The 26,526-nt window shown below is 66.7% G+C and carries 26 protein-coding genes; 8 read left to right on the forward strand and 18 right to left on the reverse strand.

What is annotated here, in order from left to right; translation table 11 throughout:
- Window positions 1-29 precede the first annotated feature (29 nt).
- On the forward strand, window positions 30-482 hold the full coding sequence (locus ASE22_RS25195) for a MarR family winged helix-turn-helix transcriptional regulator (protein WP_056366507.1): 453 nt from the start codon (window positions 30-32) through the stop codon (window positions 480-482).
- 232 nt (window positions 483-714) lie between these two features.
- Here the strand turns inward: ASE22_RS25195 and ASE22_RS25200 are convergent, their stop codons facing one another.
- A complete protein-coding gene (locus tag ASE22_RS25200; RefSeq protein ID WP_056366641.1) occupies window positions 715-1,479 on the reverse strand; it encodes an SDR family oxidoreductase in 765 nt (254 codons plus the stop codon).
- Window positions 1,480-1,614: 135 nt separating this feature from the next.
- Between ASE22_RS25200 and ASE22_RS25205 the strand changes: the two genes are divergently transcribed.
- Window positions 1,615-2,007: a winged helix-turn-helix transcriptional regulator gene (locus tag ASE22_RS25205; protein ID WP_056366644.1), complete on the forward strand. Its 393-nt coding sequence runs from the start codon at window positions 1,615-1,617 to the stop codon at window positions 2,005-2,007.
- A 68-nt stretch (window positions 2,008-2,075) separates the two neighbouring features.
- Here the strand turns inward: ASE22_RS25205 and ftsH are convergent, their stop codons facing one another.
- From ftsH to ASE22_RS25240, 7 genes are all read right to left on the reverse strand, one after another.
- Window positions 2,076-4,028: an ATP-dependent zinc metalloprotease FtsH gene (gene ftsH, locus ASE22_RS25210; RefSeq protein ID WP_056366511.1), complete on the reverse strand. Its 1,953-nt coding sequence runs from the start codon at window positions 4,026-4,028 to the stop codon at window positions 2,076-2,078.
- Window positions 4,029-4,107: 79 nt separating this feature from the next.
- Entirely contained in the window at window positions 4,108-5,052 is a 945-nt protein-coding gene (gene tilS, locus ASE22_RS25215) for a tRNA lysidine(34) synthetase TilS (RefSeq protein ID WP_082545845.1), read from the reverse strand.
- Between the two features lie 304 nt (window positions 5,053-5,356).
- On the reverse strand, window positions 5,357-6,292 hold the full coding sequence (locus ASE22_RS25220; RefSeq protein ID WP_056366514.1) for a tetratricopeptide repeat protein: 936 nt from the start codon (window positions 6,290-6,292) through the stop codon (window positions 5,357-5,359).
- 58 nt (window positions 6,293-6,350) lie between these two features.
- The gene (locus ASE22_RS25225; RefSeq protein WP_056366517.1) at window positions 6,351-7,280 is read right to left on the reverse strand and encodes a helix-turn-helix domain-containing protein; all 930 of its coding nucleotides are present in this window, start codon (window positions 7,278-7,280) and stop codon (window positions 6,351-6,353) included.
- 114 nt (window positions 7,281-7,394) lie between these two features.
- Entirely contained in the window at window positions 7,395-9,674 is a 2,280-nt protein-coding gene (ptsP, locus tag ASE22_RS25230) for a phosphoenolpyruvate--protein phosphotransferase (protein WP_056366520.1), read from the reverse strand.
- Between the two features lie 125 nt (window positions 9,675-9,799).
- A complete protein-coding gene (locus ASE22_RS25235) occupies window positions 9,800-10,816 on the reverse strand; it encodes an NAD(P)H-dependent flavin oxidoreductase (protein ID WP_056366523.1) in 1,017 nt (338 codons plus the stop codon).
- Window positions 10,817-10,922: 106 nt separating this feature from the next.
- Complete coding sequence (locus ASE22_RS25240; protein WP_056366526.1) at window positions 10,923-12,179, reverse strand: aspartate kinase; 1,257 nt, start codon at window positions 12,177-12,179, stop codon at window positions 10,923-10,925.
- Between the two features lie 83 nt (window positions 12,180-12,262).
- Between ASE22_RS25240 and ubiG the strand changes: the two genes are divergently transcribed.
- Genes ubiG through ASE22_RS25255 form a run of 3 tightly spaced genes read left to right on the forward strand, consistent with a single transcriptional unit; the run spans window position 12,263 to window position 14,543 of the window.
- Window positions 12,263-12,997: a bifunctional 2-polyprenyl-6-hydroxyphenol methylase/3-demethylubiquinol 3-O-methyltransferase UbiG gene (gene ubiG, locus ASE22_RS25245; RefSeq protein WP_056366529.1), complete on the forward strand. Its 735-nt coding sequence runs from the start codon at window positions 12,263-12,265 to the stop codon at window positions 12,995-12,997.
- Complete coding sequence (locus tag ASE22_RS25250; protein ID WP_056366532.1) at window positions 12,994-13,743, forward strand: class I SAM-dependent methyltransferase; 750 nt, start codon at window positions 12,994-12,996, stop codon at window positions 13,741-13,743. The genes ubiG and ASE22_RS25250 overlap by 4 nt, the downstream gene beginning before the upstream one ends.
- A complete protein-coding gene (locus ASE22_RS25255) occupies window positions 13,740-14,543 on the forward strand; it encodes an NUDIX hydrolase (protein WP_056366534.1) in 804 nt (267 codons plus the stop codon). The genes ASE22_RS25250 and ASE22_RS25255 overlap by 4 nt, the downstream gene beginning before the upstream one ends.
- Here the strand turns inward: ASE22_RS25255 and ASE22_RS25260 are convergent.
- From ASE22_RS25260 to ASE22_RS25270, 3 genes are all read right to left on the reverse strand, one after another.
- Window positions 14,459-15,343: a class I mannose-6-phosphate isomerase gene (locus ASE22_RS25260; RefSeq protein WP_056366537.1), complete on the reverse strand. Its 885-nt coding sequence runs from the start codon at window positions 15,341-15,343 to the stop codon at window positions 14,459-14,461. The genes ASE22_RS25255 and ASE22_RS25260 overlap by 85 nt on opposite strands.
- Before the next feature lie 115 nt (window positions 15,344-15,458).
- Window positions 15,459-16,007, reverse strand: coding sequence for a hypothetical protein (locus ASE22_RS25265; protein WP_056366538.1), 549 nt, complete (start codon window positions 16,005-16,007; stop codon window positions 15,459-15,461).
- A gap of 242 nt (window positions 16,008-16,249) precedes the next feature.
- Window positions 16,250-16,501: a hypothetical protein gene (locus ASE22_RS25270; RefSeq protein ID WP_056366549.1), complete on the reverse strand. Its 252-nt coding sequence runs from the start codon at window positions 16,499-16,501 to the stop codon at window positions 16,250-16,252.
- A gap of 258 nt (window positions 16,502-16,759) precedes the next feature.
- Here ASE22_RS25270 and ASE22_RS27820 point away from each other — a divergent pair, with 258 nt between their 5' ends.
- Both ASE22_RS27820 and ASE22_RS25280 read left to right on the forward strand, forming a co-directional pair.
- Window positions 16,760-18,532, forward strand: coding sequence for a histidine kinase (locus tag ASE22_RS27820; RefSeq protein WP_235538193.1), 1,773 nt, complete (start codon window positions 16,760-16,762; stop codon window positions 18,530-18,532).
- On the forward strand, window positions 18,522-19,259 hold the full coding sequence (locus tag ASE22_RS25280; protein WP_056366552.1) for a LytR/AlgR family response regulator transcription factor: 738 nt from the start codon (window positions 18,522-18,524) through the stop codon (window positions 19,257-19,259). Before ASE22_RS27820 ends, ASE22_RS25280 begins: the two co-directional genes overlap by 11 nt.
- 112 nt (window positions 19,260-19,371) lie before the next feature.
- On the opposite strand, the gene leuB is transcribed toward ASE22_RS25280, so the two are convergent.
- The 6 genes from leuB to ASE22_RS25310 all read right to left on the reverse strand — a co-directional run bounded on the left by leuB (window position 19,372) and on the right by ASE22_RS25310 (window position 25,017).
- Window positions 19,372-20,412 carry a 3-isopropylmalate dehydrogenase gene (gene leuB / locus ASE22_RS25285; RefSeq protein WP_056366555.1) on the reverse strand — a complete coding sequence of 347 codons (1,041 nt, stop codon included), beginning with the start codon at window positions 20,410-20,412 and terminating at the stop codon, window positions 19,372-19,374.
- Window positions 20,413-20,484: 72 nt separating this feature from the next.
- Window positions 20,485-21,216 carry a DNA repair protein RecO gene (gene recO, locus ASE22_RS25290; RefSeq protein WP_056366556.1) on the reverse strand — a complete coding sequence of 244 codons (732 nt, stop codon included), beginning with the start codon at window positions 21,214-21,216 and terminating at the stop codon, window positions 20,485-20,487.
- Between the two features lie 49 nt (window positions 21,217-21,265).
- A complete protein-coding gene (locus tag ASE22_RS25295) occupies window positions 21,266-22,252 on the reverse strand; it encodes a polysaccharide deacetylase family protein (protein WP_056366559.1) in 987 nt (328 codons plus the stop codon).
- Window positions 22,252-24,180, reverse strand: a complete 1,929-nt coding sequence (gene uvrC / locus ASE22_RS25300) for an excinuclease ABC subunit UvrC (protein ID WP_156397550.1) — start codon at window positions 24,178-24,180, stop codon at window positions 22,252-22,254. Before uvrC ends, ASE22_RS25295 begins: the two co-directional genes overlap by 1 nt.
- Before the next feature lie 75 nt (window positions 24,181-24,255).
- The gene (locus ASE22_RS25305; RefSeq protein ID WP_056366563.1) at window positions 24,256-24,519 is read right to left on the reverse strand and encodes a hypothetical protein; all 264 of its coding nucleotides are present in this window, start codon (window positions 24,517-24,519) and stop codon (window positions 24,256-24,258) included.
- A gap of 57 nt (window positions 24,520-24,576) precedes the next feature.
- A complete protein-coding gene (locus ASE22_RS25310) occupies window positions 24,577-25,017 on the reverse strand; it encodes a MarR family winged helix-turn-helix transcriptional regulator (RefSeq protein WP_056366566.1) in 441 nt (146 codons plus the stop codon).
- A gap of 67 nt (window positions 25,018-25,084) precedes the next feature.
- Between ASE22_RS25310 and ASE22_RS25315 the strand changes: the two genes are divergently transcribed.
- On the forward strand, window positions 25,085-25,822 hold the full coding sequence (locus ASE22_RS25315; RefSeq protein WP_056366569.1) for a DUF899 domain-containing protein: 738 nt from the start codon (window positions 25,085-25,087) through the stop codon (window positions 25,820-25,822).
- A gap of 74 nt (window positions 25,823-25,896) precedes the next feature.
- Here ASE22_RS25315 and ASE22_RS25320 read toward each other — a convergent pair whose 3' ends face one another.
- Window positions 25,897-26,514 carry a F0F1 ATP synthase subunit B family protein gene (locus tag ASE22_RS25320; protein ID WP_056366570.1) on the reverse strand — a complete coding sequence of 206 codons (618 nt, stop codon included), beginning with the start codon at window positions 26,512-26,514 and terminating at the stop codon, window positions 25,897-25,899.
- Between the last annotated feature and the right edge of the window lie 12 nt (window positions 26,515-26,526).

The raw sequence follows: 26,526 nt of genomic DNA on the forward strand, positions 1-26,526 counted from the left end.
TTATGCAATACCATATAATGAGGCTCCTCATGAAAGTTAGCGAGGACGAAATCATCAAGGGCCTGGCCAGGGCCTATCTCCTGATTCATCGCCGGGTCGACCGGGCGATGACGCAGCATGGCGCGTCCCTCGCCCGCACGAAGATGCTGCTCTACATCCAGCAGGGGGCCGGGACGGCGCGGGCCGCCGACATCGCCGAACTCTTCAGCCTGGCGCCGCGAACCGTGACCGAGTCGCTCGACTCGCTCGAGCGCGACGGGCTGATCAGGCGCACGGCGGACCCGCAGGACCGCCGGGTCAAGCGGCTCGCCATCACCCCGAGCGGGGAGCGGGCGATCGCCGCCACCGAGCCTCTTCGCAAGGAACTGCTCCAGGAAATGTGCGCAGTGCTGTCCGAGACGGATCGCATCCGCCTTCGGGACATATTGGACCGCCTGACCGCGTCGCTGTCGGATGACGGCGATGTTGTGAATTGCGGATAATGTGATACTCTTCCCCCGTCGTCGATCGCGCGAGAACAGCGCGGGGACGCTCGTCGGGAGAGTCGTATGGAACGGGTTAACCCTGGTCTTTGCGAATGCAGCTGTCGCCTTCTGGCGCTGTGCAGCATGGCCGCCATCGGCGTAAGCGCCCTGGCTTATCTCGCGCTCGGCTGAAGCCCCCTTCCGACATTTCCCGCAGCCCCAGCTTTCGCCGGGACCATGACACCGAATCCTATCCCTCTCGTGCTGCACGTGCGAAGTCGTTGAGCTGCATCAGCGTCTGGTCGAAACGCTGCCCGGCTTCCGCATGGCGCAGGATCTTCACTCGATCGACCAGGATCTCGGGCGGCGTCGGGCGCTGTGCGAACAGGGCCATGACCTCGTCGACGAACATGTCGAGCGGCATGTAGCCGGGCCGATCGGCCTGGCCCGGGGTGAGCCCGGTCTGGACCGCGGGCGGGACCAGCTCGATCACCTCGACCCTGCCCCTCAACGCCTCCCGCAGCGCGACCGAATAGGAGTGCATCGCCGCCTTGGTCGCGTTGTAGGTCGCTGTCGTCACCAGCGGCACGAAGGCCAGGCCCGAGGTGACGTTGACGATCGCGGCATCGGCTTGGCCGGACAGATGATCGATCAGGCCGTCGATCATCCGGATCGGGCCCATCAGGTTGGCGGCGATCGTCGCCTCGGCATCGGCGAGGTCGCGGGCACGGTCGAGCTGTTCGAACCGCATGATCCCGGCATTGTTGATCAGGACGTTGAGACGCGGATAGTCGGCGACGATCTTCCTGGTGAAGGCTGCGATCGAGGCCGGATCCTCGACGTCGAGCTGCATCGCGGCCATGTTGGCCCGCCCCGCGCCCGCCGCCTCGAGCGCTTCGAGCCGCCGGCCCGCGATGACGACCTGGTTGCCGAGATCGTGAAAGCGATGCGCCAGCGCCGCGCCGATGCCCGAGCCGCCGCCGGTGATGAGGATGGTGTTGCCGTCGAGCTTCATGGTCATGCTCCTTGCAAATGCTACGGCTGGTCCATGTAACGCCTCGGTCTCCACTGGAAAGAAGGCACCCGAAAGAATTATACTTACCCGGAGGAGACTATTGTGACGAACGGCCTTCCCTTCGACCGACAGACGATCGAACGCGCCGAGCGGATCGCGCGCACCGCCCCGCCCGACAGTGTCGCCCCCAAGGTCGAGGCGCTGGTGACCGAGCTGATCGGACGGGTTGCCGACAAATGGACGATGATCCTGCTGGAACTGCTGACCGAGCATGGCGAGTTGCGCTTCACCCAGCTCCGCCGTCTCGTCCCCGGGATCAGCCAGAAGATGCTGACCCAGACCCTGCGCCAGATGGAGCGCGACGGGATGGTGATCCGCACCGTCCATGCGGTCGTGCCGCCGCGGGTGGACTATCGGTTGACCGACCTTGGCGGCACGCTCAGCGCTGCCTTCTGTGGCGTCTGGATATGGGCCGAGGAGAATCTGGGCCGGGTCGAGGCGGCGCGGCGAACCTTCGACGAACGCTGATCGCCCCAAAAGCGAAAGGCCGCGCCCCCTTCGGAACGCGGCCCCTCAGGTACCGATATAGCCGGCGGTCAGGCCGGCTTGGGTTCGCCCCAGCCACCGGACCCGCTGCCGGGACGCCGGCTCTTCGGGATCGAAGACCCGCCCGTGCTGAGCGCAGCGGGTGCGCGCGAATTGCCCTGGTCGCGACCGATGTCGTCGCCGACGATGACCCGCTTGGCCTCGTCGCCCGACAGCGTCTCATATTCGAGCAAGGCGGTAGCGAGCCGGTGCAGTTCGTCGAGATGGTCGGTCAGCACCTTGCGCGCGGCCTGCTCGGCCTCCTCGATCAAGCGGCGGACCTCCTGGTCGATCAACTGGGCGGTCGACTCGCTGACGCTCTGGTTGCGGGCGACCGAATGGCCGAGGAACACCTCGTCCTGATTGTCGCGATAGCGCAGCCAGCCGAGCTTTTCCGACATGCCATATTCCATGACCATCGAGCGGGCCATGTCGGTGGCCTGCTGGATGTCGTTGGACGCGCCGGTGTTGAGCTCGTCATTACCGTAGATCAGCTGTTCGGCGATGCGGCCGCCGAAGCAGAGCGCGAGGCGCGCCTTCATCTGCTTCATCGTCATCGAATAGCGATCGCGCTCGGGCAGGTTCCAGGTCACGCCCAGCGCGCGGCCGCGCGGAATGATCGTCACCTTGTGGAGCGGATCGCAGCCGGGAACGTGGAGCGAGACGAGAGCATGGCCGGCCTCGTGATAGGCGGTCGCCTTCTTCTCGTCCTCGGTCATGACCATGGACTTCCTCTCGGCGCCCATCATCACCTTGTCCTTGGCTTCCTCGAACTCCTTCATCGCGACGAGACGCTTGCCCTTGCGCGCGGCGAGGAGCGCGGCCTCGTTGACGAGGTTCGCGAGATCGGCGCCCGAAAAACCCGGCGTGCCGCGCGCGATGGTGCGCGAATTGACGTCGGGGGCGAGCGGGATCTTCTTCATGTGGACGAGCAGGATCTTGTCGCGCCCTTCGATATCGGGGCGCGGCACGACGACCTGGCGGTCGAAACGGCCCGGACGCAGCAACGCAGGATCGAGCACGTCGGGACGGTTGGTCGCCGCAACGATGATGATCCCCTCATTGGCCTCGAAGCCGTCCATCTCCACCAGGAGCTGGTTCAGCGTCTGCTCGCGCTCGTCATTGCCGTTGCCGAGGCCGGCGCCGCGATGGCGGCCGACCGCGTCGATCTCGTCGATGAAGACGATGCACGGCGCGTTCTTCTTGGCCTGCTCGAACATGTCGCGGACGCGGCTCGCGCCGACGCCGACGAACATCTCGACGAAGTCGGAGCCCGAGATGGTGAAGAAGGGCACGTTCGCCTCGCCCGCGATCGCGCGGGCGAGCAGCGTCTTACCGGTACCGGGCGAGCCGACCAGCAGCGCGCCCTTCGGGATCTTGCCGCCGAGCCGGGCAAATTTGGTGGGATCCTTGAGGAAATCGACGATCTCCTGAAGCTCCTCGCGCGCCTCGTCGATGCCGGCGACATCATCGAAGGTGACCTTGCCATGCTTTTCGGTAAGCATCTTCGCGCGGCTCTTGCCGAAGCCCATCGCGCCCGAGCCGGCGTTCTTCTGCATCTGGCGCATCACGAAGAAGGCGATACCGAGGATCAGCAGGAAGGGCAGCGACTGGTAGAGCATGATCATCCAGAAGCTGGTCTGCTCGGCGGGCTTGGCGCGGAAGGTGACGTTCTTCTCGGCCAGCCGCTGGATCAGCATCGGATCGTTGGGGGCGTTGGTGGTGAAGCCGGCGCCGTTGTTGAACTTGCCGCTGATCGTCCCTTCACCGATATCCGCCTCGCGGACCTGGCCGTCATCGACCCTGGAGAGAAATTCCGAATAGGCGATCTGATCGCCGCCGGCGGTGCGCGACGAGCTTTCGAACATCGACACGAAGACGACGAGCGCCAGCAGGATACCCATCCAGATGGCAAGGCTCTTCATCCAGGGGTTCGGTTGTTTCGGCTCTTTTTCGTCATTCATCGATCAGTTCCGCCTTTCGCGGGTCAAGATAGGCATCGCTGCCTTAATAACAATGGAACAGATCGGCAGGCTCCCACGATCAGCGTCGCGGAGGCGCTTTTTCAATCAGAATGCGGCGTCCAGGCGACAGTTTGAGTGTGCCCAGGCTCGCAACCTGCCCCGCATCGAGCCGCACCATCGCGATTTCGAGCGTCGGGCCGTCCACCGCCGAATCGGCCTCGCCGACCAGCCGGGCGAGTATCCGCCTCCGGACCTCGCGCGGCAACCCCTCGAGATCCGCTAGGGTTCGACAATCGTCGAGGCGGTCGACCCTCGACCGGATCGCCTCCCCGGCCAGCCAGTCGAGCGCGGCGTCGGCGTCGGCGAGGTGCGCCGCGGTCGCGGCCAGCCTGACGGGATCGAGACGCTCGCCGGCCGCCGCCAGCAGGGCACGCGCATGGGTGCGATCATGGCGCGGATCGGCGTTGCTCGGATCGTCGACGGTTTCGATCCCAGCCACGATCTCCGCCAGTTCCGCCCGGCGCCAGCCGAGCACCGGCCGGACGAGCAGGACACCGCCAAGGTCGCGGCGCTCCCTGATGCCCGCCAGACCCGTCAGCCCGGCGCCGCGCGCGAGGCGCATCAGCACGGTCTCGGCCTGGTCGTCGGCATGATGCGCGGTGGCGACGGCGGCGAGCCCCCGCCCCCGCGCCCATGCCGCCAGGGCCTCGTAACGGACGCGGCGGGCGGCGGCCTGGACGCTGCCCCGCTTTTCGACCGCCACCGGCAGTGTAGCGTGCGGGATGGCGAAGGCGGCACAGGCGCGGGCGACCAGCCGGGCCTCGGCGGCCGCATCCGCACGCAACCCGTGGTCGACGGTCGCTACCTCGACCCGGCCGGGACAAACCGCGGCGGCGAGGTGGAGCAGGGCCATGCTGTCGGGACCGCCCGAGACGGCGAGGCCGAGCCGGGCGGTGGCGCCGGGTAGCAGGCGCGCGAGATCGGCGAGAAAGCGCTCGCGCTGCGCAGGGGAAATGCCCGTCACCTCACATCAACCGCCATGCGAGCGGAGGCGGGATCTTGCGAAAGCGCCCGCGTCCGAAAATCTCCCGACCGTCATCCCGGCGAAAGCCGGGATCTCCCTGCCTTGCCATCCCCCCGAAAAGGCGAAGATAAAGTGAGATCCCGGCTTTCGCCGGGATGACGGAAGAGGGGCAGCGTTTACGCAAAGCTCCCGCGAAGCTGGCACCCATGCCTGTCTTCCCACGCAACGCCATCCGGCTGGCGAGACACACCGCCCCCAGCCTTTGCCGGGATGACGACGGAGGATCGTCAGGCCATCTTTCCCGTCACTTGCACTTGGCATCTGCCTTTCCCCTGGCGACGAGGTCGGCGAGGCCGCCCGTCACCTTGTCGGGATATTTGGCCATCAGCACCTCATAGGCCTGGCAGGCCTTGTCGGGCAGTGGCGGCTTCCGCTTCATCAGCGCCTGCGCCATGTAGACATAGCTGTGCGGGGCGCGCTCGCCATCCTCGATCTTGGTGCTTTCGAAGAATTCGCGGATCGCCTCGTTATACTGGCCGTTGTCCAGATAGGCGCGGCCGGCGAGATTGCGGGCGTAGCTGGCATATTTGTTCTTCGGATATTTGGCGTACATCGCCTTCAGCGCGGCCGCCGCTTCGGGATATTTCTTCTGCTCCCACAGCGCATAGCCCGCCATATAGGCGTCCTTGCCGGCATCGCCGCTCGCCGCCACGGGCGCTGGAGCGGGGGCGGCCGGCTCCGGCAGGGTCGGCAACGGCTTCGGGCCCGGCGCGGTCCCGCCGGTCACGCCCTTGGCGGGCGGCGGAACGACATAGGGAACCGTGGCGCCCGTCGTCGCGCCGGCCGGAGCCGGCGGCGCCTTGCCTTCCAGCACGTTCAGCCGGAAATCGGCATCGCCCTTCATCTTGGCGAACTGATCTTCCAGCTTGCGCAGATTATAGCCATTCTGCTCGACCTGTCCGGTCAGCTGGGCCAGCGCTTTCTCGAGCGCGTCGACCCGACGGGTCAGGTCGGCCACCGGCGTGTCGGCCGGCGAGCCCGCGGGCACGGGCGGGGCGACCTGCGGCTTGATCTCCGGTTCGAAGAATTGCTGGGCGCCACCGGGAAAAACCTTGCGCTGGACGGCCTTCATTTCCTTTTCCAGCTTGTCGACCCGCTTCTCGACCGGCATCGACTGCTGGGCGAGCGCCGGAACGGCGGTGGCGGACATAAGCAGGAGGGCGAGGATCGCCTTCTTCATGATCGGTAATTCCCCGTGATCGTTTCGCTTGGATAATGCCGTCTGACGGCGGTCGGGATCAAGGCTGCGGGCGGCGGTCCGAGTCACCGGTCGGCCCAGCCGTGCCGGCGCGGCCCGGCGAAGCGGCGTCGATCGGCGGAAGATCGCGCCCACCCTCCGGCACCGACCCCGCGTCGCTCGCATTTCCATCCTCCGGTGCGGCCGACACAGGCGCGGCGGTGGCGATCGCGACCAGCGCGTCGCGCTTCAGGCTGTAGGAACGGACCAGACGGTCGGGCTCGCCCACCGGCGGCAATTCGGTAGCGCCGATCAGGACCTTCAGCGATTGCGGCCGCCCCGTGCGCAGGATCGGATCGGCGGCGTCCTCGGGCAGGGTGAAACTCCGCCCGGCGGCCAGCACATCCATGAAATAGATTCTGGGGCCGTCCCGCTCGGAAATCTTGACCCAGGCATCCTCGCTGGCGGTGACGCTGATCGGGCCGGTCGGAACTGCGGGGACGGCCGGCGGCGCGATGGGCGGCGAAGCCGGCTGCCGCGCCGGAACCGGCCGGATGTCCTGCACCGTGTCGGCGGCGAGCTTGGCGAGATCGGTGCTGTCGCCTTCGAAGCGGAGCAGTAGATATCCCATCCCCAGCAGCAGCGCGATCCCGAGCGCGACCATCGCCAGCAGGCGAGACGGCACGCGAGTCGGATCGACAGGTTCATAGGCTTCGGGTTCGAAATAGGCCCGCTGCTCGCCGCCGATCTGATCCCGGAACGCGCGCGACAACGCCTGGCCGTCGAGGCCGAGCATATTGGCATAGCTCTTCACGAAGCCCGCCGAATAGGGCAGCGCCGGCAAGCCGTCATGCTCACCCTTCTCGATCGCGTCGAGATGCCGCAGCGGAATGCGCGTGCGTGCAGCGACGTCGCTGAGTTCCAGCTCCTGCCGAGCGCGTTCGGCGGCAAGCTGTTCACCGACATTGCGGGGATCCGCGCCTTCACTCATCGCGCTCTTCTCCACGCTCCGGAGCGATCAGGCAAGCAAGCAATCGTCAAACCAAGCAGCATCCGCGCCTCAGACGTAACCTTCCCCCGTCACGGGAACGGTCTGCCGCGCATTTCAGGCGACCGCAACCCCATTGCTTTCGGCCCAGGCCGCAAGATCGCCGCGCAGGGTGCGGACCGGGCGGGTCAGGAACTCACCCATCCGCTCGCGCAGCGCGGCCGCGTCGAGCGAGCGGACCATCGCCTTGACCGGGCCGACCGCGGCGGGAGTGATCGACAGGCGATCGATCCCCAGGCCGATCAGCGCCATCGCCTCCAGCGGGCGGCCGCCCATCTCGCCGCACACGCCCACCGGCACGCCGGCCTCGCGCGACTGCCGCGTGACCCGGCCGATGAACCGCAGGATCGCCGGGCTCAGCCAGTCGTAGCGCTCGGCCAGCTTCGGATTGGCGCGATCGGCCGCGAACAGGAACTGGGTGAGATCGTTGGTGCCAATCGACAGGAAGTCCAACCGCGGTAGCAGCATGTCGAGGCTTTCGGCCAGCGCCGGTACTTCCAGCATGGTGCCGAAGCGGATCGCGTTCGGCACCGCGCGCCCGTGGTCGTGGATCCATTTCCGCTGCGCCTCGAACAGTGCGACAGCCTCGTCGAACTCCCACGGCTCGGACACCATCGGGAACATGACATTGAGGGTGCGACCCGCCGCCGCCTCGAGCAACGCGCGCGCCTGGACCTTCATCAGCGCGTCTCGCTCGAGGCCGAGGCGGATCGCGCGCCAGCCAAGCGCGGGATTCTCCTCGTCCATGTCGTCGCCGGTCTTCAGATAGGGCAGCGCCTTGTCACCGCCGATATCGACGGTGCGGAAGATCACCGGGCGATCCCCCGCGGTGTCGAGCACCTCGCGATAGAGCCGAAGCTGGCGTTCGCGCTGCGGCAAGGTCGCCGATACGAGGAACTGGAATTCGGTGCGGAACAGGCCGACGCCGTCGGCGCCGGTCACGTCGAGCGCCGCCATGTCGTCGCGCAGGCCGGCGTTGACCATCAGCTCGATGCGCAGGTCGTCGCGCGTCCGGGCCGGCAGGTCGCGCATCGCCGCGAACTCGGCCCGGCGCTTCTGGCCGACCATCATCTTGGCCTCGAAGGCCTCTTCCATCGGTCCACTGGCGCGGACCATGACCGAACCGCTCGTACCATCGAGCAGCAGCGTATCGCCCTCGCCGATCGTGCGGCGGACATCCTTGACGCGGCCGAGCACGGGGACGCCCATGGCCCGGGCAACGATGGTGACATGGGCGGTCAGCGAGCCTTCCTCGAGCACCACGCCCTTCAGCCGACGGCGATCATATTCGAGCAGTTCGGCGGGGCCGAGATTGCGCGCGATCAGAATCGAATCATGGCGCAGGCCGAGCTGCGCGGCGGTGCCGAGCTGGCCCGAGACGATGCGGAGCAGGCGGTTGGAGAGATCCTCCAGGTCGTGCATCCGCTCCGCGAGCAGCGGGTCGCCGATCTCGCGCATCCGCATGCGGGTGCGCTGCTGGACGCGCTCGATCGCCGCTTCGGCGGTCAGGCCGCTGTCGATCGCCTCGTTGATGCGCCGGATCCAGCCCTCGTCATAGGCGAACATCTTGTACATCGCGAGGACGTCCTGATGCTCGCCCGCCGCGCCGAAATCGGCTTCGCGGGTCATCCGGTCGATCTGGTCGCGCATCTTGGCGAAGGCGGAGATGACGCGGTGGCGCTCGACCTCGATATCCTCGGCGACGGTATGCTCGATCTCGATGCGCGGCTGGTGATAGACCGCCCTGCCCCGCGCCATGCCCTCGACCAGCCGGAGGCCGGCAAGGCGCACCGGCCCGTTGTCGCGCGTTCCCTTCGCGCCGGGCGCGCCCTCGTCGATCAGCCCGGCGCCCGCGATCAGTTCGGCGAGCACCATCGCCACGGTCTGCAGCGCCTCGATCTCGACATCGTCGAAGCGCCGCTGGTCGCGATGCTGGACCGCGAGGACGCCCACCGCGCGCTCGCGCCGGACGATCGGCACGCCCGCGAAGCTGTGGAACAGTTCCTCGCCCGTCTCGGGTTTGTAGGCGAAGTCGGGATGGCTGGTCGCCTCGTCGAGATTCAGCGTCTCGACATTCTGCGCGATTGTCCCGACCAGGCCTTCGCCCAGCGCCAGCTTCGTGACGTGGACGGCACCCTGCCTAAGGCCCCGGGTGGCGAACAGCTCCAGCGCGCCGTCGCGCAGCAGATAGACCGAGCACACCTCGGTATCGAGCGCCTCGCCGATGATCTGGACGACCTGGTTCAGCTTGGTCTGCGCGGCCGACCGCGAGGCCATCACGTCATGCAGGCGGGTCAGTATCTCGCGTGCGGCGGAGGTTGCTGTCAAAGGTGCCATTATGTGGCCCGCTATCAGAAACGGTGCCGGGATTCCAATGATGGAATCTTTGCCGGCCCCAAGCCGCCCGGCACCGGCAACCGTCCGCCCCCCGCGATCGCGCGGCCGCCGGTGCCGAGACCAGCCTAGTGCGTGCGCCGTTCCAGCGCCGTGGCGGCTTCGCCGATCAAGGTGGCGACGATGTCGGCGAGCGGTTCTTCCCGGGTGACCATGCCGACCGACTGGCCCGCCATCACCGAACCATGCTCGATATCGCCGTCGATCACCGCGCGGCGCAGTGCCCCCGCCCAGTAATGCTCGATCTGGAGTTGGGCCTCGGCCATCTCGACCGTGCCTTCGTCGAGGAGCCGGGCGACTTCGCGCTGCTTGGCGGTGAAGAGCTCGGACGATGCGTTCCGCAGCGCGCGGACGGGGATCACCGGCAGGCGCGGATCGATCTGGACGCTGGTGATCGCATCGCGCGCCGAAGCGCGGATGAACGCCTTCTTGAAGTTCGCGTGCGCGATCGACTCGGTCGCGCAGACGAAGCGGGTGCCGAGCTGGACGCCAGCCGCGCCCATTTCGAGATAGCCGGCGATCGCCTCGCCGCGGCCGATGCCGCCGGCGACGAACACCGGCAGATCCTGGGCCACGACTGGCAGTATCTCCTGCGCCAGCACCGAGGTGGAGACCGGACCGATATGGCCGCCCGCTTCCATCCCCTCGATCACCAGCGCGTCGACGCCCGAACGGATCAGCTTCTTCGCCAGCGCCAGCGCGGGGGCGAAGCAGATCACCTTGGCGCCCGACGCCTTGATCTTCTCGATCGCCCCGCCCGGCGGCAGCCCGCCCGCCAGCACGACATGCCCGACCCGGTGCTTCGCGCAGACCTCGATCAGCTCGACCAGCTGGGGGTGCATGGTGATCAGGTTGACGCCGAACGGCTTCGACGTCAGCGCCTTGGTCCCCGCGATCTCCGCATCGAGCAGTTCGGGCGACATCGCGCCGCAGGCGATTACCCCGAAGCAGCCCGCATTCGACATGGCGGCGACGAGATTGCGTTCCGATACCCAGCTCATCGCCCCGCCGAGGATCGCATATTCGCTGCCCAGCAGGGCAACGCCGCGCTCCATCAAGGCATGCAGGCGATTATGTATAGACATTATCGTTCCCCGATCGTCATCCCGGCGAAGACCGGGATCCCATTGTCTTTCACCACGCAAAACACAGCGAGATTCCGGCGTTCGCCGGAATGACGGAGACGGAAGTTCAAGCGGCATCCTCCGCGTCGAGGCCATAAGCGGTGTGGAGGACGCGGACCGCGAGTTCGGTATAGTCCTCGTTGATCAGGACCGAGACCTTGATCTCCGACGTGGTGATCGCGAGCACGTTGATGCCGCGGCCGGCCAGGGCGTCGAACATCTTCGAGGCGACACCGGCATGGCTGCGCATGCCCACGCCGACGACCGAGATCTTGGCGACATTGGTGTCGTGGATCAGCTTCTCATAACCGATATTGCCACGCTCGCGCTCGAGCACGTCGAGCGACCGGGCCAGTTCGGCGGTCGGCACGGTGAAGGTGACGTCGGTCGAGCCGGTATCGTGCGCTACGTTCTGCACGATCATGTCGACGTTGATGTTGCCGTCGGCCAGCGGCGCGAAGATCGAGGCGACCGCGCCGGGGCGGTCGGGGACCGCGGTCAGCGTGACCTTGGTCTCGTTCTTGTCATAGGCGATGCCGGTGATGAGCTGGCGTTCCATGGTGCTTCCTTCGATTTCGTCTTCGCCGACGATCATGGTGCCGGGCGTGGGATTGTCGGTCGGCTGGTCGAAGGACGAGAGCACCTGGACCCTCACCTTCTCCTTCATCGCGAGTCCGACCGAGCGGGTCTGCAGGACCTTGGCACCGACCGAGGCGAGCTCGAGCATCTCCTCATAGGTGACCTTGGCCAGCTTGCGGGCCTTGGGCACGATGCGCGGGTCGGTGGTGTAGACCCCATCGACATCGGTGTAGATGTCGCAGCGATCGGCCTTCATCGCCGCGGCGACCGCGACCGCCGAGGTGTCGGAGCCGCCACGGCCCAGGGTCGTCACCCGGTCGTCGGCGGTCATGCCCTGGAAACCGGGGATGACCGCGACCTCGCCGGCGGCCATCGCCTTGCCGATCGCTTCGGAATTGATGGTCTCGATCCGGGCCGAGGCGTGCGCGTCGCTGGTGCGGATCGGCAACTGCCAGCCGAGCCAGCTGCGCGCCTTCACCCCCATCGACTGGAGGACGATGGCAAGCAGGCCGCTCGTCACCTGTTCGCCCGAAGCGACGACCACGTCATATTCGCGCGGATCGTAGAGCGGCGAGGCTTCGCGGCAGAAGTTGACGAGCCGATCGGTTTCCCCGGACATCGCCGAGACGACGACCGCAACCTCGTTGCCGAGCTCGACCTCATGCTTGACGCGGTTCGCCACGTTGCGAATTCGCTCGATCCCCGCCATCGAGGTTCCGCCGAATTTCATAACGATGCGCGCCATTGCCTACCGTCTGTCCCAAAGAGGCCGAAAAGCCGGAAAAGCCCTTGGGTTCAAGGGCGCGGCCCTGATAGAGAGGGGCCGCAATGAACGCAAGCGCACAACAGCACGGCTCGATCGTCGCCGAGGAAGCAGCCCATTTCGGAAAACTGGCCGCCGAATGGTGGGATCCGAAAGGATCCTCGGCGATGCTGCACAAGCTCAACCCGCCACGGCTGCGTCATATCCGCGCGACGATCGACGCGCATTGGGACCTGGCACCGGCGTCGCTCCGTCCGCTGGCCGGCCGGCGGGCGGCCGATGTCGGCTGCGGCGCCGGCCTGCTCGCCGAACCGCTGGCGCGGATGGGCGCCGCCGTGACCGGCATCGACGCGGCCCCCGAGAATATCGCGGTAGCCAAGCTCCATGCCGCGACGCAGGGCCTGGCGATCGACTATCGGGCGGGCGGTGTCGAGGCATTGGCGGGCGAGAGGTTCGACCTCGTCACCTCGATGGAGGTGATCGAGCATGTCGCCGACCCGGCGGCGTTCGTCGCCGAGTTGGCCGGGCTGCTGGCACCGGGCGGGATCATGATCCTGTCGACGCCCAACCGGACCCCGCTGTCGAAACTGGCGATGATCACGGTAGGGGAAGGCCTGGGCATGGTTCCGAAGGGCACCCACGATTGGCACAGGTTCGTCACCCCGGACGAACTCGCCGGTCATGTCGAGGCCGCCGGGCTGCGGGTGGTCGACCGCAAGGGCCTCAGCTTCTCGCCCGCCGCGGGCTTCCATCTGAGCGACAACCTGGCGCTCGACTATTTCCTGACCGCGATCCGGTGATCGCGTTCAAGGACCATTTCTCGTCGCATGCCGCTGACTATGCCGCCTATCGCCCGGCCTATCCGGCGGCGCTGGCCGCGTGGCTCTCCTCCGTGGCGCCTGCGCCAACGGCCGCGCTCGATGTCGGCTGCGGCTCGGGCCAGCTTTCGTTGCTGCTCGCCGGGCATTTCGAGAGGGTGGTCGCGACCGATCCGAGCGCGCGGCAGATCGACAGCGCGATCGCCCATCCCCGGATCGACTATCGGGTCGCGCCGGCCGAGGCGAGCGGCCTGCCCAACGCGTCGGTCGACCTGATCACCGCCGCACAGGCCGCCCACTGGTTCGACCTGCCCGCGTTCTTCGCCGAGGCGCGGAGGCTATTGCGACCCGGAGGGGTGATCGCGCTGATAAGCTATGCGGGCATGGAAGGGCCTGGCGAGGTCGAGGCGATCGTCGAGCGGTTCCGGCTCGTCACGCTGAAGGATCATTGGCCGCCGGAACGCGCGCTGGTGGAAAACCGCTATCGCGATATCCATCTTCCCTTCGCCGCGATCGCGCCCCCCGATTTCGCGATCGAGGCGCAATGGCCGCTCGCCGCGCTGATCGGCTATCTCGACACCTGGTCGGCCGTGCGGGCGATGGAGCGAACCGACGGCCGTGCCGCGTTCGACGCGGCCGTCGCCGAACTGACCCGCGCCTGGGGCGATCCGGCCGACAACCGGACGATCCGTTGGCCGCTCACCATCCTGACAGGACGACATTCTTGACCGACACTCTGCCACCCGCCATTCCGGCCGCCACGCTGATCCTGTTGCGCGACCGGCCGGGGGCCTTTCCCGAGATACCGATGATCGGGCGCGGCGCGCACCTCGCCTTCGCCGCCAGCCGGATGGTCTTCCCGGGCGGGCGGGTCGACGCCGACGATCATGTCTTCGCCGGACGGCCCGACCTGTTGGTCGATGGCCCCGCCATCGACCCCGAGGACCTCGCCCACCGGATCACCGCGATCCGCGAGACGATCGAGGAAATCGGCCTGGCGCCGGGGATCGAGGCCATCGGCGAGGTGGGCCGGCTTGCGGCGATGCGCGCCGCCCTGCACGACGGCGAGCCGCTGAGCGCCATCCTCGGCCGGCTTGGGCTGCGGATCAATCCGCATGACATCCATCCCTTCGCCCGCTGGCGGCCCGATCACGAGCTGTCGCGCCGGTTCGACACCCGCTTCTACATCGCCCGTGCGCCCGATCTCGGCGAAGCCCGCGCCGACGGCAGCGAGAGCAGCCATCTGGTCTGGGCCACGGCCGAGCGGCATCTGGCGAACAAGGCGCTGATCTTCCCGACGATCCGCAACCTGGAGCGGATAGGCCAGGCCGGCGACTTCGACGCCGCCGTCGCGCTGGCCCGGCGCTATCCGGTCGAGATGGTCACGCCTTGGATCGAGACGCGCGACGGGGAGCATTTCCTCTGCATCCCCGACACGCTCGGCTATCCGGTAACAGTCGCCCCGATCGCCGATGTCGATCGCGATTCCGATCCCAACAGGCCTTCGATAACCCTCAACCCGGGATAAGCGACATAGACGGTGCTGCCAGGCGCGATATCGATGGCGGCGGCCCCCTCGACGATGATCGTGTCGCCCAGCTCGACCGCCCGGCCGTCGACCGAGGCACTGCCCTCGACCGGCATCACCCAGGCGGTGGCGCTGCCCGTCGCGATGGGGAAGCTGCCCGCCATGGTCCAGCGTTCGAGCACGAATTTGCGCTTCTCGGCGAAGATGGTGCGCCCCGGCGCGATCTCGCGCGGGGCGGGGCTGCCGGCGAAGGGACCGAAATCGGATACCGCCATCGCCTCGTCGAGATGGAGTTCGCGCGCCGAGCCATAGTCGTAGAAGCGATAGGTCAGGTCGAGGTTCTGCTGCACCTCGACCAGCCGGAGGCCCTTGCCGATCGCGTGGATCGTGCCGGCCGGCGAATAGATCACCTCGCCGGCGCGGACGGGTTGCCAGTGCAGCATATGCTCGATCGATCCGTCGAGCGCCGCCGCGCGGACGGCATCGGGCTCCATCGGCCGCTCGAGGCCAAGGGCGATCGTCGAATCGGGTTCGGCCGACAGGATGATCCAGGCCTCGTCCTTGCCGCGCGCGAAGCCGAGCGCCTGGGCGGCAGCGTCGTCGGGATGGACCTGTACCGACAGGCGCTCGCTGGTGAACAGATATTTGACGAGGAGTTCGCGGGGCCGGCCGGACGGATCGTCATACCAGACCTCACCCACCGCCGGCCGATCGGCGGGCTGATCGGCAAACAGCGGGGCCAGGTCGTGCCGGCCCCACGGTTTCTCCACCCGGTGGTTGGTGAGGATGGTCGCCGACAAGATATTTCTCCCGATACCTGGGCACAAGCTAGGGCGGGAGCGCGGTTCCGCAAGAGCGGAAAGGTCGTCCCGACGGTGCGGCCCCAACGACCGCCCGTCCGGGAAGTTTCATCGATCAGTTCGGAAGACGGACTTCTACCTTGTCGACCCATTCCGGGTAGAAGACCGGTTCGCGATTCGACCAGCCCGGCGCCGTCGCCGCCGCCTCGCTGATCGACTGGAGCAGGACGCGCCGCTTTTCCGGATGGAGATGGGGCAGCGCCGCCGCCGCGCAGAAGGCGCCCGGCAGCCACGGCCGCACATGAGCCCCGATCAGGCGCTCGTACAGGAAACGGTAGGCGCCGAAGCTGATCAGACGATCCTGTCCCAGGTCGAAGGCGCTGACGGTAACCAGCGGGGCGAGGAAGGGCTCGATCGCATCGAGCCCGCTGTCGTCGGGAACGAGTTCGCGGATATGATCGAGCCGGCTGTAGACGCGTGCCTGCGCCATGATGCTGGCGGACTCTATGACGTCGCGCGACCACCGTGCGAGAGCGTCCTCGCGGCCAAGGCCGACATCGAGCGATCGACGAATATAACGCTGCGTAGAGGCCGGGAAGCTGGCGAACTCCTTCATTTCCGCCAAGGTCATCGCGCCGTCCGCAGGTCTCATATGCGTGCCCATACCAAACCCCCTAACTGGAGCCTGAAGGGATATGCGCCCAAGATGGTTTATGGACGCTTAAGCCCTCGTAAGGCTTCTGTTCAGGATCGAATCATTTTCCTTGCTGCAACGCAACAAGCAATCACGATACGAGTTCCCCAAACCGCAATATTCTGTGGATAATTTTCGAACGAGGTTGTGAGAGGCAATGGATAGGCGCGTGGCATCGCCGCCACGCGCCCCAAGATCAGTCCGGCCGTCGACTATTCCTTGCCCGCCATCCGGGCCTTTTCCGCTTCGTCGTCATAGCCGGACGACGGGGCGGGGTCCTTGCCCTTGCCCGGCTGGGTGTTCGATGGCGCGTCCGACGTGGGGAAGCTTTCGTCCAGGGCGACATCGAGCTTGGCATCCTCGTCGCTCGGGTTGCGCGCGAGCTTGCGGTCGTCGTTGGCATCATGTGCCGGCCGAATATGCGGCGTGCCACGATCTTCCTTGTTCAATGTATCCGTGGTCATGGCCTTGATCCTCTGCCAATGTCGGGATGATTCAACGTCCGGCGGATGCGGCTGTTCCGGATCGCGGCGCCGGCCAGGCACAGCGTTTTGTCCGATTGAGAAAGGCTCGATTCATATCGTCGATGGAAAAGATGCGATGGTTCGGACCCTGCGCGCGCTTCGTTCGGAAACTGAACTTTCGATGAACGGCATGAGGGGCTCGACCAACGTCAAGGCCTCGCAGGAGCATATTTACAACGGTGAATATATATAGGCGGAATGACATTGAACCATGATGGCCCCCGTGGGGCCAGCGTAAGTCCGCGCGTAGCCCTGCTGTCGATCGTCTGCTTCTGGATGGTCTATTTCGCCATCGCGACGATCCGCTCCTACATGATCGATTTCGGCCATCAGACCGAAATGCTGGCGGCGCGCGCCTTCGTCACCATCGGATCGATGGTCGCGACCTACATCGTCTATCTTGCCATGCGGCCGCTTGCGGGCAAATCCCTGGCGGTCAACGTGACCGCGGTGGCGTTGCTCGCCGCGCCCGCCGCCGTCGCGTACAGCTCGATGAACTGGATGGCCTTCCATCAGCTCGACAAGCAGATCGAAGCGGAGAAGGCGCGCGACACGGCATCGCGAAAATTCACCGTCGACGACCGCAGCGTCGCCGCCGCGCGAGCACAGGCCCGGGCCGCGATCGCAGCCGCACGCGATGCGATCCGCGAGGCGACCGAACAGGCCAAGGCGGCGGCCGAGGCCAAGGCCGAAGCCCAGCGCGAGGCAGCCCAACAGGCCGCCGAAGCCCAGCGCGAGATCGAACAGGCCCAGCGCGAGGCCAATGAGAATGCCCGCGACGTGAGCCGGGACGCCGCCCGGGAGGCGGAACAGGCTCGGCGCGAAGCCCTGCGCGAAGCGGAACAAGCCCGACGCGAAGCCTATCAGAGTCAGCGCGAGGCCTATCGCGAGGCGATGGCGGATTACCAGGAAGGCCTGCGCGAGGCCAAGCAGGCAGTCGAGGAAGCGCGCCGCCACGGCATCAACATCAACATCGACAGCATCCTGTCGAGCGTCCCGCCGCCACCGGTACCACCCGCACCGCCCGCGCCTACCCCGGCCCCCGCAGTCCCGGCGGCCATGCCGAAGCCGGCCACCGCGCCCGTTCCGGTCGTCCGGCGGCCCCCGGTGAAGATAGCGATTCCCGAGCCGATCGAGATACCGACACCGGTTATCAGCGAGCCGACCCCGGGCACGGTGATGATCCAGGTCGGCCCGCCGACTGACCCTTACAACAAGAAGAAGGAGGTCGGCGTCATCAGCCAGATCGCCGATCAGGCGCTGAATGGCTATTTCTTCTTCGCGGCCTGGGGAGCGTTGTTCCTCGCGCTCAGCTACGCCGCTGCCGTTCGCTCGGCCGAGCGCGCGGCCGCCGGCTACCGAGCGGCCGCCCGCGATGCCGAGCTCAGGGCACTGCGCTACCAGGTCAATCCGCATTTCCTGTTCAACACGCTCAACTCGCTTTCGACCCTGATCCTCAAGAACCATCGCGACGAGGCGGAGAAGATGATCCTCAACCTGTCGACCTTCTTCCGCACCAGCCTGACCGCGGATCCGACCGAGGATGTCGTACTGGCAGAGGAGATCCGGCTGCAGCGCCTCTATCTCGACATCGAGGCGATCCGCTTTCCCGACAGGTTGATCATCGACATCAAGGTACCCGCCGAGCTGGCCGATGCGCGCGTCCCCTGCCTGATCCTGCAACCGCTGGTTGAGAATGCTATCAAATATGGCGTCTCGCGCGCACGGCGTCCGGTCACGATCGAGATCACCGCCCGCCAGGACTCGGAGGGGCTGGTTCTCAACGTCGAGGATGACGGCGAGCCGCTCGGTGACGACCAGCAGCTGCGCGGCACCGGAGTCGGGCTGAAGAACGTGGCCGATCGCCTGAAGGCGCGCTTCGGCAACGAGGCGAGTTGCCGGTACGGTCCGCTTCCCAATGGTGGTTTTGGCGTGACGATTTTCATGCCATTGGTCAGGAATGGCGCCTGATTCACCGATAAGAACCCTCGTCGTCGACGACGAACCGCTCGCGATCGAACGTCTCCAGATCCTCTGCGCGCGCGAGCCGATGATCGATCTGGTCGGCACGGCGTCGGACGGAGAGGCGGCGCTGCGGCTGATCGAGGCGCTCCAGCCAGAGATGCTGCTGCTCGACATCGCGATGCCGGGCCTCGACGGTATCGGCGTGGCCAGGACTGTCGAGAGATTCGACCGTCGGCCGGCGATCATCTTCTGCACGGCGTTCGACCAATATGCGGTGACGGCGTTCGACCTTTCGGCGACCGACTATCTGCTGAAGCCCGTCGCTCAGGATCGGCTGGCCCGCGCGGTCACCCGCGTGATCGAGCGGCGGCGCGAGCCGGCCGGTGAACGGGCTGCGTCGGAATATGCGCAGGAATTCTGGGTTCCGCACCGGTCGGAGATGATCCGCGTGGCGGCACAGGACATCGACCGGATCGAAGCCGAGCGCGACTATATGCGCCTGCATCTCGGCCAGCGAAGCTTCCTGCTGCACCAGACGATCACCGAGCTAGAACGGCGGCTCGACCCCGCCAATTTCATCCGGCTGCACCGCTCGACGATCGTCCGTCGCGACCGGATCGTCCGGTTGAGCCATGACGGCATGGGCGTCTGGCATGCGGTCCTGACCGACGAGGAGCGTATCCGAATCGGACGGACCTACCTGCCCGCCGCCAGGGCGCTGATGGGGCGCTGAGCGGAACCACCGGGAAACCCGCCTTCCGGCGAAAGCCGGAATCTCACTGCCCTCATTCGACGCACGAAGAGTAGGGAGATACCGGGTTTCGCCAGGACGACGGTTGAGGATATCAGAGCGCCGCCAGCACCGCGTCGCCCATCCGGGTCGTGCTCAGCGTGCCGCCGATGTCTCCCGTGCGTGCGCCCCCTTCGAGCGCCTTGGCAACCGCCGCCTCGATGCGGTCGGCTTCGTCCGCCATGCCGAGCGAATAGCGCAGCATCATCGCCGCCGACAGGATCGTCGCCAGCGGATTGGCCTTGCCCTGCCCGGCGATGTCGGGAGCCGAACCGTGGATCGGCTCGTACAGGCCCTTCTGGTTCGCATCGAGCGAAGCCGACGGCAGCATGCCGATCGAGCCCGCGCACATCGACGCCTGGTCCGACAGGATATCGCCGAACAGGTTGCCGGTGACGATGACGTCGAACTGGCCCGGATTGCGCACCAGCTGCATCGCGGCGTTGTCGACATACATGTGGCTGAGTTCGATATCGGGAAACTCGGCCGATACCTCGATCACCACGTCGCGCCACAGCTGCGAGGTTTCGAGGACATTGGCCTTGTCGACCGAGCAGAGCTTGCCGCGCCGCGCGCGGGCCGTCTCGAAGCCGACGCGGGCGATGCGGGCGACCTCGTCCTCGTTATAGGACATGACGTCATAGCCTTCGCGCCGGCCCGATGCGGTCTTCCGCATGCCCTTCTCGCCGAAATAGACGTCGCCGTTGAGTTCGCGGACGATCACCATGTCAATCGCGCCGGCGACCTCGGGCCGCAGCGCGGAGGCGTCGGCCAGTTCCTTGAACAGCGTCGCAGGGCGGAGATTGGCGAACAGGCCGAGTTCCTTGCGGAGCCCCAGGATCGCCTGCTCGGGACGCAGATGGCGCTCGAGCCGGTCGCAATCGGGATCGCCGACGGCGCCGAACAGGATCGCGTCGGCCCGTTTCGCGAGGTCGAGCGTGGCGGGCGGCAGGGGATGGCCCTCGGCCTTGTAGGCGGCGCCGCCGACCGGTGCGGTCTCGAAGCGGAGCCTGTCGGTGACGCGATCGAGCACGCGAACCGTCTCGGCGATGACTTCCGGACCGATGCCGTCCCCCGGCAGCAAGGCAATCAACATGGCGAACCCCTCTCGTGAAATCGTCGCCGCCCCCCTGCCCCGATGCAGGCGGCCGCGCAATCGCTTTGATGCTCAACCGAGCCGGCGGATGCGTTCGATCAGCCGTTCGCGCGCGTCGAGCATGTCGGCGCGCCGGTCGACCAGAAGGTCGCGCGCCAGGAAATGACCGGTCAGCCGCATCGCATCGAGAATATCGGGCCAACCGGTTTCGGCCGAGGGGTCGAGCAGAAAAACCGGCAGGCGCAGCAGCCGCGCGGCATAGGGCTCGCCCGCGACCCGCGAGACCGCCGCGCCGGTCTTCGGGCTGACGAAAGCGAGGTCGTCGCGCGTGCCCGTTGCGGCGCAGGCCGAAAGATCGAGGGCATAGCCAAGCTCGGCCAGCAGCAGCAGTTCGTAGCGGACCGCCGCCGCCGCCCAGCCGCGGGCCGAGGGCGCATATTCGATCGCCGCCAGCACCGCTTCGAGCGCCTCGTAGAGCCGCGGATGCGGCTGCCCCTCCGCCAGCGCCGTGGCGGTGAGACCCGACAACCAGTCGATCGCCGCCGCCGCCAGGGGCTCGGCGAGGAGGCCCGCCCGGCTGTGCGACAGCTCGACCGTCAACCCCGGCAGCTGTTCCGCCGTACGGGCGCGGAAATCGGCCTCGACGAGATTGCCGGGGACGAGCACCGGCCGCAGCCGGCGCGAGCGGCCGCCGCGCACATAGCCGGCAAGCAAGCCATGATCGGGCGTCAGCGCGCGGACGATGGCGCCATGTTCTCCATGCGCGCGCATCGCGCAGATGATGGCGGAGGTGCTGACCTGCATGGCAAGGTTCAACCGTGGATCCGTGACGGGCGCAAGCACCCGGGACCGATCAGGGCGCGCGCTCCTCGATCCGGTCCGACCAGATCTGCTCGATCGCCCGCCCCATGCGGCGCAAGCCGGCACTGGGCAGGAGTACGGACGGCCGGTCGAGCGGCAGATCGTCCAGTTCGGTGAAGAAGGCGGTGGGGAAGCGCCTTCGTTCCATAGACAGGAAGGCGCAGAGATCCTCAAAGCGCTTGACGAGGATACGGTTCGGCGCGGTGCCCGCACGATTGGCCAGATCGAAGCTATGCGCCGCGATGGTGACGATCGGCAGTCCATGGTCCGCGGCATGGAGAATCGCCGCCTTGATCTCGCCCAGTGACACTGCCCGGATCTGGAGAGCGCGCGCGCCGCGCCCTTCGGCGATCAGCGTCACCGGCACCTCGGTGACGCCCTGATGCAGGACCGGCGCGATCTGTTCGCGCGGCAAGCCGATCGCGCTGGGCCTAGGATGACGATGGCCGTTATGGCTGCTGTCGAAACGCAAGCCGAGATCGGCCAGTGCGCGCAGCGTATCGTCGTTCGCCGAATAATCGCCGGCTCGGAAGGCGACCGGATCTGGCGCGCCGGCCTCCATCAGCAGGTCGCGCGCACGGTCGATCAGGTCGCGCTGTGCCTGGGCGTCATAATGGGCGAGCCCACCCTCGTCGCGGCCATGATCGCCGCCCGGGTCGGCCCGGAACGGGTAGAGATGAAGCTGCACCTCCTGCCCCGCCTCGAGGATCGGATCGACCATGTGCCTGATCGGTTCGATGCCATAGGCACAGGCCGGCATCGGATCGACGAAGAAGCAGGCCTTGAGCGCATATTGGGCGAGAATGCGAAGCTGGTATCCGACGCCGACGCCGGCCGCCTGATAGGACCGGTCGTAGGCGGCTTGCCATTGCGCTCCGTCGGCCACCCGCGGGCCGTAGAGCGCGGTGTCGATCGTGAGCAGAACGCGCGTCTCCGCCGCCATCTCCGCCGGTGCGGGGGAGAGACGGCCCGCGTCCATCAGCCGGCCGCGTGGAAATGATCGTGGATCGCCCGGGCCATGGCCCGGGAAACACCAGGCGCGCGTTCGAGATCCTCGAGGGAGGCGGCGCGGACGGCCCGCGCCGTTCCGAAGTGCATCAGCAGCGCCTTCTTGCGAGCGGGGCCGATGCCGGGAACGTCGTCGAGCGGGCTCTTCGTGAAATTGGCGGCACGTTTCGTGCGATGCGCGCCTATCGCGAAGCGGTGCGCCTCGTCGCGCAGGCGCTGGAGATGGAACAGCAGCGGGGAATTGAGCGGCAACATCGCCTCGCGCCCGCCCGGCAGATGAAAATGCTCGCGTCCCGCGTTGCGATCGGGGCCTTTCGAAATGCCGACGACGGGCACGTCCTGCACGCCCATTTCCTCCAGCACCTCGCAGACCGCGCCGAGCTGGCCCTTGCCGCCGTCGATCAGCAGCAGGTCCGGCCATTCGCCGCTGCGTCGCTCGGGGTCCTCCTTCTCGAGGCGAGCGAAGCGGCGCTCGAGCACCTCGCGCATCATCGCAAAGTCGTCCCCCGGCGCCGTCTCGGGGCGCTTGATGTTGAACTTGCGGTAGCTTCCCTTCCGGAAGCCCTCGGGGCCGGCGACGATCATCGCACCGACCGCGTTCGTTCCCATGATGTGGCTGTTGTCGTAGACCTCGATGCGGTCGGGCGGTCCTTCCAGCTCGAACAGGTCGGCCATTTCCTGGAATATCCGGCCCTGCGTCGTGGATTCGGCCAGGCGGCGGTCGAGCGCCTCGCGGGCGTTCCGGCGCGCCTGTTCCATCAGCCTACGCTGTTCGCCGCGCTGGGGGACTTTGATCTGGACCTTGCGGCCGGCGCGCTCCCCCAGCGCCTGGGCCAGCAATTCGCTTTCGGCGGGATCGCGATCGACGAGGACGAGGCGCGGTGGCGGCACCTCCTCGTAAAATTGCATCAGGAAGCTCGCCAGCACTTCATCCTCGGGCACGTCGGCGGTGTGGGCGGGGAAGAAGGCGCGATGCCCCCAATTCTGGCCTCCCCGGATGAAGAAGGCCTGGATGCAGACGGTGTTCAACTTGGTGTCGAAGGCGAAGACATCGGCGTCGGCAACGCCTTCGGCGTTGATCGCCTGGCTGCCCTGGATGAAGGTGAGCGCCCGGAGACGGTCGCGATAGATCGCCGCAAGCTCATAATCCATCGCCTCCGCCGCGGCGCTCATCGCCTCGCCGAGCTTCTTCTGCACCTGGGTCGACTTGCCCGACAAAAACGCCTTCGCATCGCCGACCAGTTCGGCATAGGCGTCCGGTTCGACGCGGTCGACGCACGGGGCCGAGCAGCGCTTGATCTGATAGAGCAGGCAGGGGCGGTCGCGATTGGCGAAGAAACTGTCGGTGCAGGAGCGCAGCAGGAACAGCTTCTGCAGCGCGTTCAGCGTGCGCGTGACCGATCCGGCGCTGGCGAAGGGACCGAAATACTGACCCTTGGCGCGGCGGGCGCCGCGATGCTTCTGGATCCGCGGATAAGCGTGATCCTCGCGCAGGAGGATGAAGGGGAAGCTTTTGTCGTCGCGCAGCAGGACGTTGTAGGGTGGGCGATAGCGCTTGATCAGCTGCGCCTCGAGCAGCAGCGCCTCGGCTTCGCTGTTGGTCGTGACGATCGTCATCGACCGGGTCTGCGCAACCATGCGGTTGAGCCGCTTCGGCAGGCGCGACACCTGGGTATAGTTGGACACCCGGTTCTTGAGCGCCCGCGCCTTGCCGACATAGAGGACGTCGCCGCGCGCATCCTGCATCCGGTAGACGCCGGGACGAGCCGGCAGCGTCTTCAGCACGTTCCGGATCGCGGCGATTCCCATCTCGAGATCAGGCGCATCGGTGCCACGCACCGTATAAACGCTCTTCTCCTCGTTAAACCGGTCGTTCTGGATCGCGTCGCTCACAGCCATGATCTAGGATGGGAGGATCGCCGTCGCAACGCCGAGATCACCGTACGGCCATCTTATCGCCATCGTCGATGCCGATCAGGCGGATAGCATGCGCAGGATCGCATCGGGACAGCTGATCCCCACCGCGAGCAGGATCAGGACCGCCATCGCGCCCCGCACCACGCCCGAGGGCGCGACCGCCGACAGGACGCCGTCCTGGCGGTTCCACAGCAGCGGCAGCGCCAGCAGACCCGACAGCAGCATTCCCCAGACGAGCATATCCGGCAAGGCGTTCGCCAGGTGCGCGCGCACCCCGCCCAGCAACATCAGCCATGCCCAGATCCAGCCGATCGCACCCATGGTCGGCGCTCTAGCCGCAGAGCTATGTTGAAATCGTAAATGCCCGCCGAAACCGGATCAGACGATCGAGGCCAGATCGCGCCGCAGCCGATCGGCATCGACGCCGGGCATCGCGTGTTCGACCGCCGCATGGGTATCGCACCAGACCGACACCGCCTCCGCCAGCAGCGCCTCCCCCTCCGGCGTAAGCAGGATATTGCGGCTCCGGCGATCGACCGGATCAACGACGATCCGTGCCAGCCCTCGCCGCTCGAGCGGTTTCAAGGCAGCAGTCAGGGTCGTGCGGTCCATGCCGAGCAGGTCGGCAACGGGGCCGATGGCGGGGGGCTGCGGCCGGTTGAGCGACATCAACAGCGAGAATTGCTGATTGGTGAGCCCGAACGGACGCAATGCGTCGTCGAACCTGCGGGCCAGCGTCCGGGCCGCGCGCTGGGCATGCAGGCACAGGCAATGATCACGGACGTGCAGCGTGGTTTCGAACGGAACCGGTTTTGACATGATCTCACTATGTTGATATCAACATTATAAATCAAGAAAATCCGAAAAATTCCAAGGAGACAATGCCATGGTGGATCATGCCGTCGTATCCCGCGAGGACTGGCTGGCCGCCCGCCGCGAGCTGCTGGCGAAGGAGCGGGAAGCGACCCATCTCCGCGACGCGGTGAATGCGGCCCGGCTCGCGCTGCCGTGGGTCGAGGTCGACAAGAGCTACATGTTCGACACGCCGAACGGCAGACGCAGCCTCGCCGAGCTGTTCGACGGCCGGTCGCAGCTCATCGTCTATCATTTCATGCTCGGGCCGGACTGGAAGGCGGGCTGTCCCGGCTGTTCCTTCCTGGCCGATCATTTCGACGGCGCCCTGTCCCATCTCAACCATCATGACGTGACGCTGACGGCCGTGTCGCGCGGTCCGCTGGCTGCCATCGAAGCCTATAAGACCCGCATGGGATGGCATTTCCCGTGGGTGTCGTCGGCAGGAAGCGATTTCAACATCGACTATCGGGTGTCCTTCTCCGACGAGCAACTCGATAGCGGCTGGGTCGAGTATAATTATGAGCGCTCGAAGGTCGGCGAGCGCGGCGACCATGAGGAATCGCCCGGGCTCAGCGCCTTCTTCAAGGACGAGGACGGCACCGTCTATCACAGCTATTCGAGCTATGCGCGCGGCTTCGAGGAACTGATCGGCACGCTGATGATCCTCGATCGCGCGCCCAGGGGGCGCAACGAGACGGGCACGATGAGCTTCGTAAGGCGCCACGACGAATATGAGGATGCACCGCAGGCGGCCCACTGCGCCCATTGAGGACGCCCCGGGATCACCCAGAAGAAAAGGCCCGCCGAGCGATCGGCAGGCCTTTTACCATTCGAGAAAGTCGCTCAGAGTTGGACGGTCCCCAGTCCGGTGATCGCCTCGTCGACCAGGGCCTTGTCGGCCTTGGCGCTGTGGCGCTCCGCGATCAGACTGGAAGCGGCGGCGGTGGCGGCGCTCGCGGCCTTGGCGCGGACTTCGGCGATCGCGCCGCGCTCGGCGGCGGCGATCTTGTCTTCGGCCATCTTGCCACGACGCTCGATCAGCGCGCTCGCATCCGTGCGGGCCTTGCTGACGATCGCATCGGCCTCTTCACGGGCGTGCGCCAGCATCTCCTCGGCTTCCTTGGCGGCAGCCTTGGCTTTCGCCTCATATTCGGCCCTGAGCTTCTCGGCATCGGCGCGAAGAGCTGCGGCCTCGTCGAGATTGGCGCGGATCGACGCGATCTTCTTGTCGAGCGACGAGCCGATGACCGAAGGCACTTTCTTCCAGAGCAGGATGACGATGACGAGGATCATCGCCAGCGACACCCAGGCCGTGGCCGTCATGCCGAGCGCCGTCGGATCGACGTGATGCTCCTCGGTGCCCGCGGCGGCGTGGCCAGCGCTTACATTCTCGGGCAGGCCTTCGAGCGAAGCGGCGTCCGCGAGATTCTCGGCAACCAGCGTGGAGGCGTTTACAGACATTCGACGTCTCCG

Source organism: Sphingomonas sp. Root720 (assembly GCF_001428605.1).
Lineage (GTDB): Bacteria > Pseudomonadota > Alphaproteobacteria > Sphingomonadales > Sphingomonadaceae > Rhizorhabdus.

What these genes read in the sequence shown, in the direction of transcription:
- ASE22_RS27820 (WP_235538193.1), top strand. Translation starts at nt 16,760, where the DNA reads ATGACATTGAACCATGATGGCCCCCGTGGGGCCAGCGTAAGTCCGCGC.
- ASE22_RS25195 (WP_056366507.1), top strand. Translation starts at nt 30, where the DNA reads ATGAAAGTTAGCGAGGACGAAATCATCAAGGGCCTGGCCAGGGCCTAT.
- ASE22_RS25310 (WP_056366566.1), bottom strand. Translation starts at nt 25,017, where the DNA reads ATGTCAAAACCGGTTCCGTTCGAAACCACGCTGCACGTCCGTGATCAT.
- ASE22_RS25265 (WP_056366538.1), bottom strand. Translation starts at nt 16,007, where the DNA reads ATGGGCACGCATATGAGACCTGCGGACGGCGCGATGACCTTGGCGGAA.
- ASE22_RS25225 (WP_056366517.1), bottom strand. Translation starts at nt 7,280, where the DNA reads ATGAGTGAAGGCGCGGATCCCCGCAATGTCGGTGAACAGCTTGCCGCC.
- ASE22_RS25235 (WP_056366523.1), bottom strand. Translation starts at nt 10,816, where the DNA reads ATGTCTATACATAATCGCCTGCATGCCTTGATGGAGCGCGGCGTTGCC.
- recO (WP_056366556.1), bottom strand. Translation starts at nt 21,216, where the DNA reads ATGCAGGTCAGCACCTCCGCCATCATCTGCGCGATGCGCGCGCATGGA.
- ubiG (WP_056366529.1), top strand. Translation starts at nt 12,263, where the DNA reads ATGAACGCAAGCGCACAACAGCACGGCTCGATCGTCGCCGAGGAAGCA.
- ASE22_RS25240 (WP_056366526.1), bottom strand. Translation starts at nt 12,179, where the DNA reads ATGGCGCGCATCGTTATGAAATTCGGCGGAACCTCGATGGCGGGGATC.
- ASE22_RS25270 (WP_056366549.1), bottom strand. Translation starts at nt 16,501, where the DNA reads ATGACCACGGATACATTGAACAAGGAAGATCGTGGCACGCCGCATATT.
- ASE22_RS25200 (WP_056366641.1), bottom strand. Translation starts at nt 1,479, where the DNA reads ATGAAGCTCGACGGCAACACCATCCTCATCACCGGCGGCGGCTCGGGC.
- ASE22_RS25320 (WP_056366570.1), bottom strand. Translation starts at nt 26,514, where the DNA reads ATGTCTGTAAACGCCTCCACGCTGGTTGCCGAGAATCTCGCGGACGCC.
- ASE22_RS25305 (WP_056366563.1), bottom strand. Translation starts at nt 24,519, where the DNA reads ATGGGTGCGATCGGCTGGATCTGGGCATGGCTGATGTTGCTGGGCGGG.
- uvrC (WP_156397550.1), bottom strand. Translation starts at nt 24,180, where the DNA reads ATGGCTGTGAGCGACGCGATCCAGAACGACCGGTTTAACGAGGAGAAG.
- ftsH (WP_056366511.1), bottom strand. Translation starts at nt 4,028, where the DNA reads ATGAATGACGAAAAAGAGCCGAAACAACCGAACCCCTGGATGAAGAGC.
- ASE22_RS25315 (WP_056366569.1), top strand. Translation starts at nt 25,085, where the DNA reads ATGGTGGATCATGCCGTCGTATCCCGCGAGGACTGGCTGGCCGCCCGC.
- ptsP (WP_056366520.1), bottom strand. Translation starts at nt 9,674, where the DNA reads ATGGCACCTTTGACAGCAACCTCCGCCGCACGCGAGATACTGACCCGC.
- ASE22_RS25220 (WP_056366514.1), bottom strand. Translation starts at nt 6,292, where the DNA reads ATGAAGAAGGCGATCCTCGCCCTCCTGCTTATGTCCGCCACCGCCGTT.
- ASE22_RS25280 (WP_056366552.1), top strand. Translation starts at nt 18,522, where the DNA reads ATGGCGCCTGATTCACCGATAAGAACCCTCGTCGTCGACGACGAACCG.
- leuB (WP_056366555.1), bottom strand. Translation starts at nt 20,412, where the DNA reads ATGTTGATTGCCTTGCTGCCGGGGGACGGCATCGGTCCGGAAGTCATC.
- ASE22_RS25295 (WP_056366559.1), bottom strand. Translation starts at nt 22,252, where the DNA reads ATGGACGCGGGCCGTCTCTCCCCCGCACCGGCGGAGATGGCGGCGGAG.